Annotated in this window: 19 protein-coding genes and 1 pseudogene; 9 read left to right on the top strand and 11 right to left on the bottom strand. The window is 64.3% G+C overall.

Annotated elements, in window-relative coordinates; genetic code table 11:
* Positions 1–49 precede the first annotated feature (49 nt).
* The gene (locus tag P0Y64_14225) at positions 50–376 is read left to right on the top strand and encodes an iron-sulfur cluster assembly accessory protein (GenBank protein WEK45058.1); all 327 of its coding nucleotides are present in this window, start codon (positions 50–52) and stop codon (positions 374–376) included.
* Positions 377–384: 8 nt separating this feature from the next.
* On the top strand, positions 385–1,155 hold the full coding sequence (xth, locus tag P0Y64_14230; GenBank protein WEK42534.1) for an exodeoxyribonuclease III: 771 nt from the start codon (positions 385–387) through the stop codon (positions 1,153–1,155).
* A 20-nt stretch (positions 1,156–1,175) separates the two neighbouring features.
* Here the strand turns inward: xth and P0Y64_14235 are convergent, their stop codons facing one another.
* On the bottom strand, positions 1,176–2,471 hold the full coding sequence (locus tag P0Y64_14235; protein ID WEK42535.1) for an MFS transporter: 1,296 nt from the start codon (positions 2,469–2,471) through the stop codon (positions 1,176–1,178).
* Between the two features lie 158 nt (positions 2,472–2,629).
* Between P0Y64_14235 and pgsA the strand changes: the two genes are divergently transcribed.
* Genes pgsA through P0Y64_14250 form a run of 3 tightly spaced genes read left to right on the top strand, consistent with a single transcriptional unit; the run spans position 2,630 to position 3,863 of the window.
* Positions 2,630–3,181 (top strand): CDP-diacylglycerol--glycerol-3-phosphate 3-phosphatidyltransferase, encoded by a 552-nt coding sequence (gene pgsA, locus P0Y64_14240; GenBank protein ID WEK42536.1) that lies wholly within the window; start codon positions 2,630–2,632, stop codon positions 3,179–3,181.
* Positions 3,181–3,432 carry a molybdopterin converting factor subunit 1 gene (gene moaD / locus P0Y64_14245; protein WEK42537.1) on the top strand — a complete coding sequence of 84 codons (252 nt, stop codon included), beginning with the start codon at positions 3,181–3,183 and terminating at the stop codon, positions 3,430–3,432. Before pgsA ends, moaD begins: the two co-directional genes overlap by 1 nt.
* Positions 3,429–3,863, top strand: coding sequence for a molybdenum cofactor biosynthesis protein MoaE (locus tag P0Y64_14250; protein WEK42538.1), 435 nt, complete (start codon positions 3,429–3,431; stop codon positions 3,861–3,863). Before moaD ends, P0Y64_14250 begins: the two co-directional genes overlap by 4 nt.
* 18 nt (positions 3,864–3,881) lie before the next feature.
* Here the strand turns inward: P0Y64_14250 and P0Y64_14255 are convergent, their stop codons facing one another.
* Positions 3,882–4,784 (bottom strand): hydrogen peroxide-inducible genes activator, encoded by a 903-nt coding sequence (locus tag P0Y64_14255; GenBank protein WEK42539.1) that lies wholly within the window; start codon positions 4,782–4,784, stop codon positions 3,882–3,884.
* 161 nt (positions 4,785–4,945) lie between these two features.
* Here P0Y64_14255 and P0Y64_14260 point away from each other — a divergent pair, with 161 nt between their 5' ends.
* Positions 4,946–5,491 (top strand): peroxiredoxin, encoded by a 546-nt coding sequence (locus P0Y64_14260; GenBank protein ID WEK42540.1) that lies wholly within the window; start codon positions 4,946–4,948, stop codon positions 5,489–5,491.
* 71 nt (positions 5,492–5,562) lie between these two features.
* Positions 5,563–6,084, top strand: a complete 522-nt coding sequence (locus tag P0Y64_14265) for a carboxymuconolactone decarboxylase family protein (GenBank protein ID WEK42541.1) — start codon at positions 5,563–5,565, stop codon at positions 6,082–6,084.
* A gap of 63 nt (positions 6,085–6,147) precedes the next feature.
* Here the strand turns inward: P0Y64_14265 and P0Y64_14270 are convergent, their stop codons facing one another.
* The gene (locus P0Y64_14270; protein ID WEK45059.1) at positions 6,148–6,918 is read right to left on the bottom strand and encodes a sulfite exporter TauE/SafE family protein; all 771 of its coding nucleotides are present in this window, start codon (positions 6,916–6,918) and stop codon (positions 6,148–6,150) included.
* A 153-nt stretch (positions 6,919–7,071) separates the two neighbouring features.
* Between P0Y64_14270 and P0Y64_14275 the strand changes: the two genes are divergently transcribed.
* Positions 7,072–7,761, top strand: a complete 690-nt coding sequence (locus tag P0Y64_14275; protein ID WEK42542.1) for a serine acetyltransferase — start codon at positions 7,072–7,074, stop codon at positions 7,759–7,761.
* A complete protein-coding gene (locus tag P0Y64_14280) occupies positions 7,761–8,111 on the top strand; it encodes a DUF2794 domain-containing protein (protein WEK42543.1) in 351 nt (116 codons plus the stop codon). Before P0Y64_14275 ends, P0Y64_14280 begins: the two co-directional genes overlap by 1 nt.
* Positions 8,112–8,166: 55 nt before the next feature.
* Here P0Y64_14280 and P0Y64_14285 read toward each other — a convergent pair whose 3' ends face one another.
* The 8 genes and pseudogenes from P0Y64_14285 to P0Y64_14320 form a co-directional block, all read right to left on the bottom strand.
* Positions 8,167–9,066, bottom strand: a complete 900-nt coding sequence (locus P0Y64_14285; protein ID WEK42544.1) for an SDR family NAD(P)-dependent oxidoreductase — start codon at positions 9,064–9,066, stop codon at positions 8,167–8,169.
* A gap of 85 nt (positions 9,067–9,151) precedes the next feature.
* A complete protein-coding gene (locus P0Y64_14290; protein ID WEK42545.1) occupies positions 9,152–9,535 on the bottom strand; it encodes a hypothetical protein in 384 nt (127 codons plus the stop codon).
* A gap of 115 nt (positions 9,536–9,650) precedes the next feature.
* The gene (gene phoB, locus P0Y64_14295) at positions 9,651–10,343 is read right to left on the bottom strand and encodes a phosphate regulon transcriptional regulator PhoB (protein ID WEK42546.1); all 693 of its coding nucleotides are present in this window, start codon (positions 10,341–10,343) and stop codon (positions 9,651–9,653) included.
* Entirely contained in the window at positions 10,343–11,029 is a 687-nt protein-coding gene (phoU, locus tag P0Y64_14300; GenBank protein ID WEK42547.1) for a phosphate signaling complex protein PhoU, read from the bottom strand. Before phoU ends, phoB begins: the two co-directional genes overlap by 1 nt.
* An 11-nt stretch (positions 11,030–11,040) precedes the next feature.
* The gene (pstB, locus tag P0Y64_14305; GenBank protein WEK42548.1) at positions 11,041–11,811 is read right to left on the bottom strand and encodes a phosphate ABC transporter ATP-binding protein PstB; all 771 of its coding nucleotides are present in this window, start codon (positions 11,809–11,811) and stop codon (positions 11,041–11,043) included.
* A pseudogene (gene pstA / locus P0Y64_14310) lies at positions 11,811–13,071 on the bottom strand (phosphate ABC transporter permease PstA). Before pstA ends, pstB begins: the two are co-directional and overlap by 1 nt.
* The gene (gene pstC / locus P0Y64_14315) at positions 13,064–14,440 is read right to left on the bottom strand and encodes a phosphate ABC transporter permease subunit PstC (protein ID WEK42549.1); all 1,377 of its coding nucleotides are present in this window, start codon (positions 14,438–14,440) and stop codon (positions 13,064–13,066) included. Before pstC ends, pstA begins: the two are co-directional and overlap by 8 nt.
* Before the next feature lie 16 nt (positions 14,441–14,456).
* Complete coding sequence (locus P0Y64_14320) at positions 14,457–15,506, bottom strand: substrate-binding domain-containing protein (GenBank protein ID WEK45060.1); 1,050 nt, start codon at positions 15,504–15,506, stop codon at positions 14,457–14,459.
* Positions 15,507–15,547 lie beyond the last annotated feature (41 nt).

The following is a 15,547-nucleotide window of genomic DNA, read 5'->3' on the forward strand; positions in this document are numbered from 1 at the left end:
GGTTGCCGACTGGCACGGCACCGCCTATCTCGCATCCATGGCTACCGTCATTTCCGAAATCGCGCTCACCTCGTCCGCCGCCGCGCGGGTCGCGGCGATCGCCGCGAAACAGGGCAAGCCCGCGATCCTGCGACTGTCTGTGGAGGGCGGGGGCTGTTCCGGCTTCCAATATCGCTTCGGCCTCGCCGATGCGATCGAGCCGGGTGACGTCGTGGCGGAAACCGATGGCGTGACGTTGGTGGTTGATGACGTGAGCATCGATCTCGTGCGCGGGGCCTTGGTCGATTATGTCGAATCGCTGGGTGGCGCGGCGTTCAAGGTCGAAAACCCGGTCGCGGCGTCTGGCTGCGGCTGCGGCACCAGCTTTTCGGTCTGATCGCGCGCGTGAAGATCGTCAGCTATAATGTGAACGGCATCAAGGCGCGCCTGCCGCGTCTGGTGGAATATCTCACCGAGCAGCAGCCCGATATCGTCTGCCTTCAGGAATTGAAGTCGAGCGACGAGACCTTCCCGGAGGCCGATATCCGTGCCGCCGGCTATGGCGCGGTGTGGCACGGGCAAAAGGGCTTCAACGGCGTCGCCGTCCTCGCTCGCGGGGCCGATCCGATCGAGCGCCAGCGTGGGCTGGATGGCGAGCCCGAGGATGAGCACAGCCGCTATCTCGAATGCGAGGTCGATGGGCTGGTGGTCGCATCCATCTATCTCCCCAACGGCAATCCGCAGCCGGGACCGAAATTCGATTATAAATTGCGCTGGATGGAGCGGCTCGCGGCTCGCGCGCGGGCACTGCTGGCGGAGGAGGTGCCGGTCGTGCTGGCGGGGGACTATAACGTCATCCCGAACGACGATGATGTCTATTCCACCCGCGCGATGGCCGAGGATGCGCTGATGCAGCCGGAAAGCCGTGCGGCCTATCGCGCGCTGCTCGCGCAGGGGTGGACGGACGCGCTGCGCACGCGCCATCCGCAAGGCCGGGTGTGGACTTTCTGGGACTATCAGGCGGGTGCGTGGCAGCGCGACGCGGGGTTCCGCATCGATCACTTGCTGCTCAGCCCGGCGGTCGCCGATCGACTGGTCGAGGCTGGCGTGGATCGCGAGTATCGCGGTCGTGAAAAGGCCAGCGACCATGCGCCGACCTGGGTGAAGATCCGCTAGGGCGCGTCAGGCCGTCCGCCTCAGTCGCAAGCGAGGTGCAGCTTTTGCGCCAGCCACGCTGAGACGAAGCACATTGCGACGATCGCCAGCAGCAGATCGTTGGCGGTGACGCCGATCGCGGTCAGCCCGGCGACGACCGCCGAACCGATCGTCATCGCGCCAGCATTGACGACGTTGTTCGCCGCCACTGTCCGGGCCGTCTGATCCTTGGGCACGGTGGTGGTCAGAAAGGCATAGAGCGGCACGACGAACATGCCGCCGAACACCGCGATGCCAACCAGCGACAGCAGCATGAACGCCGCGCCGGGATGGTGGATGAACCCTTCGACCCCGTAAAGAGTACCGGCGGGTGCCGGTGCCCAGCCGCGTACCGAAAACCAGAAGGCCAGCACCGCGCCGGCCATGGCGATCACAGAGGCGGGCGAATATTTCGCGGAAATATGCCCGCGCAGCATCAGGTTGATGACCACCGATCCGATCGCGACGCCAACGGAGAAGATCGCCAGCACCAGGCTGGCCACGCTGGCGTCCGATGTCAGCACATTCTTCACCAGCGGCGGAAAAATCACCACCAGCACCGATCCGATCGTCCAGAAGAAACTGATCGCGCAGATCGCGAGGAACAGCCGCGGGATGTGCATTGTCCCGTTAATCAACCGCCAAGAGGCGCGAAACGGGTTGAGATCGAGCGTAAGCGGCGGCCCGAGCCGTGGCGCGGGGGGCACCTGACGCGCGGTGAGATAACCAGCGAGCGCTACCGCGAAAGTGACGAGTGCGACGATTGCGACCGAATGATAGATCAGGCCGGCGAGTATCGTGCCCATCAGGATCGAGAGATAGGTGCCGGCTTCCACAAGTCCGGTGCCGCCGAGCACGTCGTCTTCGTCCAGATGTTGCGGCAGGATCGCGTATTTGATTGGGCCGAAAAAGGTGGAATGAACGCCGAGCCCGGTCACCGCCGTAAGCATCAATATTACGGGAATCGTCGGAACCCCGGCGCGCGCGAGCAACAGCCCCGCGCTGCCCATCGCCATGATGCCGAATTCCGCGATCTTCACATAACGAATGATCCGCGCCTTGTCCGTGGTGTCGGCGATCTGCCCGGCCAGCGCGGAAAAAAGGAAGAAGGGCAGGATGAACAGCCCCGCCGCCAGCGCATTGAAAAAGCTTTCCTGTCGGGAGTCCGCGAAAATCTCATAGGTCGCGAACAGCACCATCGCCGTCTTGAACAGATTATCGTTGAACGCCCCCAGGAACTGCGTGGAGAAAAGCGGCAAAAAACGTCGACGCTTGAGAAGCCCGAGGGCGTTGATCATGACGCTGGTTATGCCCTGCTACATACGGATTTGGTGGAGGCATAGACCAGCGCAGGGACTGACGCCAACCGCTAAACATCGCGGATGGGGCGGATATGATCGGCGGGTTGCGCCGAAGCCGTTGCGGCACGGGGATAGGGTGCCTAAGTCCTGTCGCGATGCTGACCGTGCCGAACCTGCTGACCCTGTCGCGAATCGTCGCGCTGCCGTTGCTTGTCGCGTGCCTGTGGTGGCCGGCGTGGACGGCGGGCTATTGGCTGGCCTTTGCGCTTTATTGCCTGATGGGCATCACCGACTATTTCGATGGCTATCTCGCGCGCGCTCAGGGCACGGTATCTAAGCTCGGCGTATTTCTCGATCCGATTGCGGACAAGATCATGGTTTCGGCCGTGATCCTGATGCTGGTGGCGACACGGGATATCGGTGGCATTCACCTGATCGCCGCGCTCGTCATCCTGCTGCGCGAGATCGCGGTATCGGGGTTACGCGAATTTCTGGCGCAACTCCAAGTCTCCGTGCCGGTTTCGCGGCTGGCGAAATGGAAGACAACGCTGCAACTCGTCGCGCTCGGTGCGCTGATCCTCGGCGGTGCAGTGCCGGGAGAGGCGTGGGTGAAGCTGGTCGGGCTCGTTTCCTTGTGGGGGGCGGCCGCGCTCACCATCGTCACCGGCTGGGACTATTTGCGCGTCGGCCTGAAGCACATGGATTGATGCGGCTGCTTTATTTCGCCTGGGTGCGCGAACGCATCGGCGTGGCGGAGGAGCAGCTTGATCCGCCAGCGGAAATTGCGACGGTCTCAGCGCTGGTCGACTGGTTGGCGCAGCGCAGCGCAGGCCACGCCGCCGCCTTTGCCGATCGGGAGCGGTTGCGCGCGGCGGTGGATCAGGCGTTCGTGCCGCTCGATGCCCCGATCGCGGGTGCGCGCGAGGTGGCGCTGTTTCCGCCGGTGACGGGCGGATGATCTTCATCCGTGTCTCGCACGAGCCGATCGACATCGCCAGCGAACATGCGCGGGTGGAGCGGGGCGGGGCGGTGGCGACCTTTACGGGGCTGGTGCGCGCCGATGACGGCGTGGAAGAACTGACGCTCGAACATTACCCCGCCGCGACCGAGGCGGCGCTGACGCGGCTGGCGGATGAGGCGGCGGCGCGCTGGTCGCTGAGTGCCGCGTCGATCGTCCACCGCGTCGGCGCGATGCGGCCCGGCGAGCGGATCGTGTTTGTTGGCACCTGCGCGGCGCATCGTGCCGCCGCATTGGAGGCTTGCGCGTTCCTGATCGACCGGCTCAAGACCGATGCGCCGTTCTGGAAGCGCGAGAGGCGAGGGGCGGAGGCGCGCTGGGTCGATCAGCGCGAGGGCGATCACCGCGCGGCGGAGAAATGGTCGCGCTGACCGCGAGACGGAATGAGGTTAGCGCTGTTCCGCCAACACTTCCGCCAACAACAGGAAATCGCGCTCGCGTGGTGAAGCTTTGCGCCACGCCAGCGCGATCGTGCGTAACGGATGCTCGCCAGCGAGTGGCCGCGCGCGGATATGGGTATGCTCGAGAATGCCCGCCTTCAGCGCCATTTCAGGCAGCATCGTCACGCCCAGCCCGTTGTCGACCATCTGGACGATCGTGTGGAGCGAGGTGCCGAGCATCTGTGCTTCGGCACGCAATTCCGGGCGATTGCAGGCCGCCAGCGCATGTTCCTTGAGGCAATGGCCGTCTTCGAGCAGCAACAGCCTGGTCTCATCGATCTCTTCCGCCGAAACAGGCGTCGCCACGCCGGGCAATTCACCCTCAGGGAAAGCGACGAACAGGCGGTCGTCGAACAAGGCCTGCGTCGCCACCTCGCCACAGGCATATGGCAGCGCCAGCAGCACGCAATCCGCGCGCCCGTTGTTGAGCGATTCGCACGCCGCCGCGCTTGGCTCTTCGCGCAGGAACAGCTTTAGGTCGGGATAGTCGGAACGCAGCCGCGGGAGGATGCGCGGCAGCAGGAAGGGGGCGATCGTCGGGATCACGCTCATCCGCATCTCGCCGGACAACGGGCGGCCGGCGGCGCGCGCCATATCACCCAGTTCCTCCGCCTCGCGCAGCACCTTGCGCGCCTTGGCCGCGATCCGCTCGCCGAGCGGGGTGAAGCGCACGACGCGGCGGGTGCGCTCCACCAGCGTGACGCCGATCAATGCCTCCAGTTCGCGCAGTCCGGCCGACAGGGTCGATTGCGTAACGTAGCAGCTTTCCGCCGCGCGGCCGAAATGGCCATGCTCCTTGAGCGCGATCAGATATTGGAGCTGCTTCAGCGTGGGAAGGTAGGTCTGCGCCACTGATCGCCTCTATCGATTGAGATGAGCGGAATAGACCATTGGATCGATCAAGCGAAGGCCTATATGCCTGATTGCGCAAGAGGCGAACGAATCGCCCGCGTAACGAAAATAGGAGATGGATGCGATGGAGGCCCGGATTCTATAACCAGGAGGCCATAAGCATGCTGACCATCGGCGATACCTTCCCCGCCATTACCGTTCCCGTCCAGCAGGGCGTCAATGCGCTGCCCGCCGGCGAGACGCTTGACCTGACCACTGCCTATCCGGGCAAGTGGAAGGTGCTGTTCTACTGGCCGAAGGATTTCACCTTCGTTTGCCCGACCGAGATCGTTGGCTACAGCCAGCTCAAGGGCGATTTCGAGGATCGTGACGCCGTGCTGATCGGCGCCTCGACCGATACCGCGCACGTCCACCTTGCGTGGCGCAAGTCCGACGCCGATCTGGCGGCGGCTGACTTCCCGTGGCTCGCCGACAATGGCGCGAAGCTGGCGGAAGCGCTCGGCATTCTCGACAAGAACGAGCATGTCGCGTTCCGCGCCACCTTCATCATCGACCCGGACAATGTGATCCAGGCGGTGCAGGTCAACGGCCTGAACGTCGGCCGCAATCCGGCGGAAACGCTGCGCGTGCTCGACGCGCTGCAGACCGATGAGCTGTGCCCGTGCAACTGGAACAAGGGCGACGACGTTCTGCAACTCGCAGCGTAATCCCTGATCCTGTCGAGGGCGCGGGACCGTTGCGGTGCCGCGCCCTTTTTACTGCCCAACGGAGATAGAAAATGGCGCTCAAGGAATTCGCGGGCAGCTTGCCCGATTTCGCCAAGGATATCCGGCTCAATGTCGGGTCACTGCTTAACGAGACGGTGCTGAACGATCAGCGCAAATACGGCACACTGCTGGCCTGCGCGCATGGTTCGGGGCACAAGCCGCTGGTCGACGCGACCGAGGCCGAAGTGGCCGACAAGCTGTCTCCGGAAGCTGCCAATGCGGCACGCGCGGCGGCGGCGGTGATGGCGATGAACAACGTCTATTATCGCTTCGTCCACCTCGCCTCGAACGAGGAATACGGCAAGATGCCGGCGAAGCTGCGCATGAACGTGATCGGCGCGCCGGGGATCGACAAGGTCGATTTCGAGCTGTTCAGCCTCGCGGTCAGCGCGATGAACGGCTGCGGGATGTGCATCGATTCGCATGAGCATGTGCTGAAGAAGTCTGGCGCTACAGCAGAGATGATTCAGACCGCGGCGCGGATTGGCGCGGTGATGAAGGCGGTCGCGACCGTCCATGCTGCGACGGCCTGAACGCTCGCCGCGCGCTGGCCGGCCTGGCCGCATCCTTTGCGGTGAGGCCGGCCGACGGCGCTCCTAGAACAAGAATGTGTGCAGGATGCCGTAGCTGCTGGTGAGCGTCAGAACGATGCCGACCAGCACAAGCATCACACGCGTCGGGATGCGCTTCGCCATCACGGCGCCAAACGGCGCGGCGACCACCCCGCCGATCAGCAACCCAACCGTTGCAGTGGCGAAATCGCGCACGCCGAGTTCATAGATGAAAGTGGCGGAAACAGCTGCGGTGAGGAAGAACTCCACCGCATTGACCGTGCCAACCACCCGGCGCGGCTCTACCCCCTGCACCAGCAGGTTGGACGTCACGACCGGTCCCCATCCGCCGCCGCCCGCGGCATCGAGAAAGCCGCCGATCAGCCCGAGCGGCTCGACCACCTTCGGTCGCGCCTGACGGTGTCGCAATGTCGCGGCGCGGATCAGCAGATACAGGCCTACCAGCACCAGATAGCCGAGCACGAACGGCTTCACGACACTCGCGTCGATATTGCTCAGCAGATAGGCGCCGCTGATCCCGCCGATCAGCCCGGGGATCAGCAGCCGCAGGAACAGCCGCCGGTCGACATTGCCATGGAGCAGGTGGCTGATGCCCGAGACGGCGGTGGTAAAGGTCTCGACGATATGGATATTGGCGGATGCGCGTGCCGGCGCCATGCCCATTACCGCGACGAGCAAGGTATTGCAGATGATGCCGAACGCCATGCCGAGCGCGCCATCGACGATCTGCGCCGCAAAGCCGACAAGGATGAACGGCAGCAAGGCATCGGCGCTGGCGAGCGTCAGGTCCAAGATACTTTCTCCCGTGGATAATGTTCTGTCGCGGATGGTCGGAAGAAAGGCAAACCCGAAGGCCGCGCCTTGGTTGCGGCGCAATGATATCGGCGCGCTGCTGGAAATCGTGCGGGCGAGCGCCTAAATGCTCGGTCTTCTAGGGGAAGACGCGTCATGGCGGGACTGACGGCATATCTTGATTCGATCCGGGCGCGCGATCCCGCGCCGCATTCCCGGCTCGAAATCCTGCTTTATCCGGGCGTATGGGCGCTGGCGTGGCATCGCGTCGCGCATCGGCTCTATCGCTCGCGGCTCTATTTCCTGGCGCGGCTGGTCAATCATTTTTCCCGCTTCATGACCGCGATCGACATCCATCCCGGTGCAACGATCGGACGCAATTTCTTCATCGATCACGGCTTTGTCGTGATCGGCGAGACGGCCGAGATCGGCGACGATGTGACGATCTACCAATGCGTTACGCTTGGTGGCACCAGCCCGGATAACGGCGTTGCCGGAAAGCGCCACCCGACGATCCTTGACGGCGCGATCATTGGATCGGGCGCGCAGGTGCTCGGCCCGATCACGATCGGTCGCCGCTCGCGCGTTGGCGCGAATGCAGTGGTGACCAAGGACGTCGCGGAGGGTGCGGTGATGGTCGGCATCCCGGCGCGCGCGACGGTGGTGGAAGGCGGGCAGGCGAGCGAACCAAAGTTCGTACCTTATGGTACACCTTGCAGCGACGTGTTCGATCCCGCGACACAGAAGGTGGAATTGCTGCGCTGTGAGCTGGAGGTGATGCGTCGCCGGCTCGATGCGCTGATGGAGGAACAGGCCGGCACCGATCGCGCGGCGACCCGCGCCTGATGGGGGTCGTCACCCCTTTTCCGGCCGCAGCGGGGCAGGGGCGGCCGAGCCAGATCGGTTTCGAGCGGCTGGAGCTGACGCGGATTCTCGATCTTTATGGCCGGATGGTCGCCGCCGGGCATTGGCGGGATTATGCGATCGATCTTGGGCGCGATGCCGCGATTTTCGCTGCTTTTCGCCGTGCGGCCGAGCGTCCTGAATTCCGCATCGAGAAGCGCCCCGCGCTGCGCAACCGGCAGGGGATGTGGGCGCTGGTCAATGAGGCAGGCGCGGTGCTGAAGCGCGGGCACGAGCTTGGCCCGGTACTGGCGCCGGTCGAGCGCCGCCTGCTCAAACTGGTCGAGAGTTGATCCCTCCTTCCCCGACAATGCGCTGCCGGGGAAGGAGAGAAAATGGCCGCGCGGATCAGCCGCCGGCGAGCTTTTTGCCGATCAGCATCGATTGCGCCGCGCCGGATTCGGGCACGGTCTCGCCCGTGCGATCCGTGATCTCGGCCCAATGCTTCTGGATGCCTTCGGGGGACAGATCGTCACCAGTGAGCAGCTTGCCCTGCGTCAGCGTGACATAGCTGGCCTGGAACACGCCTGCGCCCGCGCCAACGATCTGGTTGGTCGGCGCATCCTCGCTGACGAGGAACAGCGCCGCCGGAACCACTTTGTCGGGGGAGAAGGCCTTGAAAGCCTCTTCCGGGAACAGATCCTCGGTCATGCGCGTGCCCGCGACCGGGGCGATCGTGTTGACCTTGATGTTGTTCTTCGCGCCTTCGAGATACAGCGTCTTGGTGAGCCCGGCGAGCCCGAGCTTCGCCGCGCCGTAATTCGCCTGACCGAAATTACCGAACAGGCCGGTCGAGGAAGCGGTCATCAGCACACGGCCGTAATTCTGTTCGCGGAAGGTTTCCCAGCACGCCTTGGTGGCCATGGCCGAGCCGATCAGATGGACCTTGACGACGAATTCGAAATCCGCCGGCTCCATCTTGGCGAACGTCTTGTCGCGCAACACACCGGCGTTGTTGATGAGGACATGAACGCCGCCCCACTTTTCCTTGGCGCGTGCGACCATCTCGATCATCTGATCATATTCGGTGACGCTGGCGCCATTCGCCATGGCGGAGCCGCCCGCAGCCTCGATCTCCGCGACCACCTTTTGCGCGGCGTCGGAAGCGCCGGTGCCGGTGCGATCACCACCGAGGTCGTTTACGACGACCTTCGCGCCGCGACGGGCAAGCTCAAGCGCATATTCGCGCCCCAGGCCGCCGCCGGCCCCAGTGACGATGGCTACCTTGTCGTCGAAACGAATGGTCATGGAAAAGGCGCTCCTTCGATCGGAATGAAGCGCCTTCCCATACTCATCATTCAAACGGGCGCAACTGCCCGGTTGCGACGGTGCCTTACTTCGTGGTGGTGGTCGCGGTCGCCGTCGTCGTGGTGGCCTTCTTCACCACGGCTTTGTGCATACGCTTCTTCGCGTGATGCTTCGGCGCGGCCTTGTCGACATGCCCGTCGCCGGTGCCGGCCTGCTGGCATTTGTCGAACTGACCCTTCTTGCAAATCGGATAGCTTTCCTGCGCCGCCGGCGGCGGGAACGCTGCGTCAGGAGAGGGCGCCTGCTTGAAGACGACGGACGAGCCAGGGGCCGGGGTTCCCTGAAGCGCTGGGGCGTTTGGCTGCAAGCCGCCGATCTGGCCGCTGCTGTCGGCGGGCGGGGGCGTCTGGCCCTGCGCCACCGCAGGGGCAGCAAGCAGCGCGGCGGCCGCCAGAAGAATGGATTTCATGTGGGAATCTCCTGTCAGGAATCGCACTTCGCGTCGAAATTACGCAGCCGGCCAACGCGCGAGCGCGCGATTGGCTCCATCGTTTCGCTAGCGATTCAACAGTGCCGCGCGATTTTTATCCGTCGGAGTCCAATGCATAACCGGCTGATCTAACGGTGCGGATGATGTCCTGCCGTCCGCCTTCGTTGATGGCCTTGCGCAATCGGCGGATGTGGACGTCGACGGTGCGGCTCTCGATGTCGCTGTCATGCCCCCATACGCTATCGAGCAGGCGTTCGCGCGAAAAGACATGGCCCGGATGTTCGAGGAAATGCTTGAGCAGGCGGAATTCGGTCGGCCCAAGCGGGATCACCTCGCCACCGCGCCGTACTTTGTGGCCGACGGTATCCATTTCGAGATCGGCATAGCTCAGCGCTTCGCCTGCCAGCCCCGGCCGCACACGGCGTAGCACCGCGCCGACGCGCGCGACCAGCTCGCGCGGGGAGAAGGGCTTGGTGACATAATCGTCCGCGCCGGTTTCCAGCCCGCGCACGCGATCCTCCTCCTCCCCGCGCGCGGTGAGCATAATGATCGGCACGTTTTGGGTTTCCGCCGCGCGACGCAATCGTCGGCACACCTCGATCCCGGAAATGCCTTCCACCATCCAGTCAAGCAGGACGATATCCGGCACCTTCTCTTTCGCCATCAACAGCGCTTCCTCGCCGTCGATGGTATGCGCGACATCGAAATCCTCGCGCTTGAAGTGCCAGATCAGCAGTTCGGCGAGGCTGGCATCATCTTCGACCAGCAACATGTGAGCGCGGGGCATCAGTTGGTTACCTTCTCTCGATCGGCCAGCCGGGTGCCGGTGGCGGCAAAATACACCATTTCGGCGACATTGGTGGCGTGATCGCCGATCCGTTCCAGGTTCTTCGCAACGAACAGCAGATGCGCCACCTGGCTGATCGTCTTGGGATTTTCGACCATGTAGGTGACGAGCGTGCGGAAGATGCTGTCGTAGAAATCGTCGAGAGCATCGTCGCGCGCGCAGACCGCAAGTGCCGCTTCGGCATCGCGCGCGGCAAACGCATCGAGCACGTCATGGACCATCGCCGCCGCCATCTTCGCCATCGCGGGGATGAGCGAGAGCGGCTCGATCCGGTTCTCGCCCTCGATCATCGGAATGCGCTTGGCGATGTTCTTGGCGTAATCGCCGATCCGCTCGACCACGCTGGCGATCTTCAGCGCGGCGACTACTTCGCGCAGATCGTTGGCCATCGGCGCGCGCAACGCGATGATGCGGACGGCGGTGCGCTCCACCTCCATCTCCAGCGCATCGAGCGCCTTGTCGTTTTCACGCACGCGGCGCGCTAGTTCCAGGTCGCCGCGTTGCAGGGCGGTGATCGCGTCGGTGATGGCATGTTCCGCGAGGCCGCCCATCTCACCGATCAGCCCGCGTAGCTGGCCGATATCCTGATCGAAAGCCTTGACGGTATGTTTCTGTCCGGTTGACATCGCAAATCCTCTCAGCCGTAGCGGCCGGTGATGTAGTCCTTGGTGCGTTCCTCACGCGGGTTGGTGAAGATGTCGGATGTGTCGCCATATTCGATCAGCTGACCGAGATGGAAAAACGCCGTCTTCTGGCTCACACGCGCGGCCTGCTGCATATTATGCGTCACGATCACGATCGCGTAGCGGCCGCGCAATTCGTGGATCAGCTCCTCGATCCGCGCGGTCGCGATCGGATCCAGCGCGCTGCACGGCTCGTCCATCAGGATCACCTCGGGATCGACCGCGATCGCGCGCGCGATGCACAGCCGCTGCTGCTGGCCGCCGGAAAGTGCTGTGCCGGAATCGTTGAGACGGTCCTTTACTTCGCCCCATAATCCGGCGCGGGCGAGCGACTGTTCGACGATGCGATCGAGATCTGCCTTGCCCTTGGCCAGCCCATGGATGCGCGGGCCATAAGCGACATTTTCGTAAATCGATTTGGGGAAGGGGTTCGGCTTCTGGAACACCATGCCGACGCGGGCGCGGAGCTGCACCACGTCCATTTCCTTCGCGTAGATATCCGCGCCATCGAGCCGGATATCCCCTGTCACGCGTGCGGCGGCGACGGTGTCGTTCATCCGGTTCAATGTGCGCAGGAACGTCGATTTGCCACAGCCGGACGGGCCGATGAACGCTGTGACGTCATCCTGCAGGATATCGATCGACACGTCGGTGATCGCCTGGCTGTCGCCATAGAACACGTTGACGTGTCCGGCGGTCATCTTGGGCGGCTTGTTGTCGCGCATTACCAGCGGGTCTCGAATTTGTTGCGGAGATAGATGGCGAGGCCGTTCATCGCGAGCAGCAGCACCAGCAGAACGATGATGGCGGCGGAGGTTTTCTCGACGAAGCCGCGGTTCACCTCGTCGGACCACAGGAACACCTGTACCGGCAGCACCGTCGCAGGGTCGGTGAGTTTTTCGGGCGCTGCCGCGATAAAGGCGCGCATCCCGATCATCAGCAGCGGTGCCGTCTCGCCCAGCGCGCGTGCGGTGCCGATGATCGTGCCGGTGAGGATACCCGGCAGTCGCCAGCGGCAGGACGTGGTGGAAGACGACCTGCACCGGCGATGCGCCGACGCCCAGCGCAGCATCGCGGATCGAGGGCGGCACCGCCTTGATCGCGTTGCGCCCGGCGATGACGATCACCGGCATCGTCATCAGCGCGAGCGTCAGCCCGCCGACCAGCGCGGCGGAGCGAGGCAGGCCGAACGTGCCGAGAAACACCGCGAGCCCGAGCAAGCCGAAGATGATCGACGGCACTGCTGCGAGATTGTTGATCGAAACCTCGATCAGATCGGTCCAGCGGTTTCGCGGCGCGTATTCCTCAAGGTACAATGCGGCGAACACACCGATCGGAAAAGCAAGCGCGATGGTGACGAACATCGTCATCAGCGAGCCTTTGAGCGCACCCCAGATGCCGACGCGGGTTGGGTCCGTAGAATCCGCGGCGGTTAGGAAATCGAGGTTCAGCCCGCGCGACAATTGGCCGCCGAGTGCCGCCACCGTTGCCTCCGCCTCGGGCGTGCCGATGCCCTTATACGCGATGTCGATCGCGCTTGCGGCCGGCACTTCGAGCGTCGCGCGACGGGTGAGCAGCGAGGGATCGCCTTTCACTGCCTCGCGGACACGCAGCCACGCGCCGTCGGAGAGCAGTTCCGCGCCGCCCAGCCTTGGCCAGGCGGCATTGGCGGCAGCGTCCACCGCGCCTTCCAGCCCCGCTCCGGTCAGCGCCAGATCTGCGCCGCGCCCTTTCACTCGCGTCGGATCGATCGCCAAATTCGCCGCCTTGAGGTCGAGCGGAAGCGCGATCCGTGTCTCGGTGAACCCGCCAATCCCGCGCACCAGCATCGAGCCGAGCAGGAAGATCAGAAACGCAGCCGACATTGCTATCGCCGCCATGCCGAGCAATCGGAAGCGTCGTTCCGCGCGATAGCGGCCGGCGATGCGACGCTGCATCCGCGCGCCTGACCAGTCGGTCGGCGTTCTGGACTGGCCGTTATTCATATGCTTCCCGATATCGCTTCACGATCACAAGCGCGACGATGTTGAACAATAGGGTGACGATGAACAGGGTAAGGCCAAGCGCGAAAGCGGCCAGCGTCTTGGCGCTGTCGAACTCCGCTTCGCCGGTCAGCAGGTCGACGATCTGCTTGGTGACGGTGGTGGTGCTGGCGAAGGGGTTGAGCGTCAGTGTCGCGACGCCGGACGCCGCCATCACCACGATCATCGTCTCGCCGATCGCGCGGCTGATCGCCAGCAGCGCGCCGCCGACCACGCCGGGCAACGCGGCCGGGAGCAACACTTTGCGGATCGTTTCCGATGGCGTCGCGCCGAGCGCGAGGCTGCCGTCGCGCATCGAGGCGGGCACGGCGGCGAGCGAATCGTCGGCGAGCGATGAGACGAAAGGGATGATCATCACCCCCATCACCATCCCCGCCGCGAGCGCGCTTTCCGACGAGGCGGAGGCGACGCCGAGTGATACGCCAAGGCTCCGCACCGCGGGCGCCACGGTGAGCGCGGCGAAATAGCCGTAAACGATGGTCGGCACGCCGGCGAGAATCTCCAGCATCGGCTTCATCCAGCGCCGTGTGGCCGGTCGGGCATATTGTGTGAGATAGATCGCGCTCATCAGCCCGAACGGGATGGCGATGATCATCGCGATCACCGCGCCGATGAAGAACGTGCCCCAGAACAGCGGCACTGCGCCGAGCGAGGCGCCCGGGTCGTTCGGGTCGATCACCTGCGGTGACCAATGGGTGCCGAACAGGAAATCACTGATTGGCACAATCGAGAAGAAACGTGCGCTTTCGAACAACAGGCTGGCAACGATCCCCATCGTTGTCAGGATCGCGATCAGCGAAGCGGCCAGAAGCAGCCCCATCGTCAGCCGCTCCACCTGCGTCCGCGCCGAGAAGCCGGGTGCGACGCGCAGGAAGGCGATAGCGCCGGTGCCGAATGCGAGCAGCAGCGCGACGGCGGCCGCAATCAGATCGTAGCGTTGCTGCGCGGCGGCATAGGCGGGGGCGAGCGTGGCGGAGAGGGCATGGAACGCGCCATAAAGCTGCCCATTTGCGAGGTTGCGCGCTTCGGACAGGATGGCCGCGCGTTCGAAGCCGGGGGCGGGGAGGCTACTGGCGGCGGCGGTTGCCAGCACCGCATCGGTCACCATCGCGGGCGAGATCAATCGCCATATCAGCAGGAACAGCAGCGGAGGCACGATCGTCCACAATGCAACGAACGTGGCGTGATGACCTGGCAGCGAACTGAACCGCCCCGGCGTCGCCAGCCGGAAGCGCACTGCGCGCGCGCGGGCGCTGAACCAGCCGGCCGCGCCCAATGCGGCGATCAGGAACAACAGTGCTAGCGGTGACATGGCAGGCTCTCGCGCATCACTTCAACTCTCGCGGGTCGAGCGCGATCTCGTTGCTGATGATCCCGGCGGAACGAGCCTGTGTCGCCGGCGGGGCAGCGATCAGTCCGCGCCGGACGAGCGGTCCGTTGGCGCCCCACAGCTTCGCATATTGCGCGACGAATTTGCGCAGGCCCGGCACCGCAGGCAAATGCGCCTGCTTCACATAGATATAGAGTGGCCGGGCGCCCGGATAGCTGCCGTCCGCGATCGTCGCATAAGTTGGCCGTACGCCGTTGACCGGCACACCATCGATGGTGGGGGCGTTTTCTTCCAGGTAACTGTAGCCGAATACGCCGATCGCATCGGGATTGGCGGCGAGCTTTTGCACGATCAGATTATCGTTCTCGCCCGCGTCGATATAGGCGCCGTCTTCGCGGATACGCTGGCAGCGCACCGCGAAGGCGGCGGGATCGCGCTTGCGGAGTTCAGCCGCCTGCGGATCGAACTGTTCGCAGCCCGGCGCGAGGATCAGCTCCGCCAGCGCGTCGCGCGTGCCGCTGGTCGACGGCGGCCCATAGACCTGTATCCGCGTGGCAGGGAGCGCGGGGTTCACGTCGCGCCAGGTCCGTGCGGTGTTCGGACGACCGTTCGGCGTCGCGGCGAGCGCGCGATAGAGTTCCGCCGGCGTTAGCGACATTTTCGCGCCGCGCTTCGATTCGGCGAACGCGATGCCGTCGATGCCGATCTGGATTTCGAGCAACTGCCCCGCGCCGTTCTTCGCGCAGCTATCATATTCAGCGCGCTTCATCCGGCGCGACGCGTTCACGATATCGGGGTGCGCCGCACCGATCCCCGCGCAGAACAACTTCATTCCCGCGCCCGTGCCGGTCGATTCGATCACCGGCGGCTTCGCATCCGGCGCGTTGGCGAGGAATTGCTCGGCGGCGATGGTGGTGAAGGGATAGACGGTCGACGACCCGACAGCCTTGATCTGCTGACGCACGCCACCGCCGCCGCCCGAGGCCTGATCGCGGCAGGCGCTGAGCGAAAGCGGTATCATCATAAGTAAAGCGAGGCGGCGAATCATCATGTTCCCAATCGCCGTCGGCTGGCGGCGTTCGTTTCGGG

Origin of the sequence: Candidatus Sphingomonas colombiensis (assembly GCA_029202845.1) — a bacterium.
GTDB classification, from domain to species: domain Bacteria; phylum Pseudomonadota; class Alphaproteobacteria; order Sphingomonadales; family Sphingomonadaceae; genus Sphingomonas; species Sphingomonas colombiensis.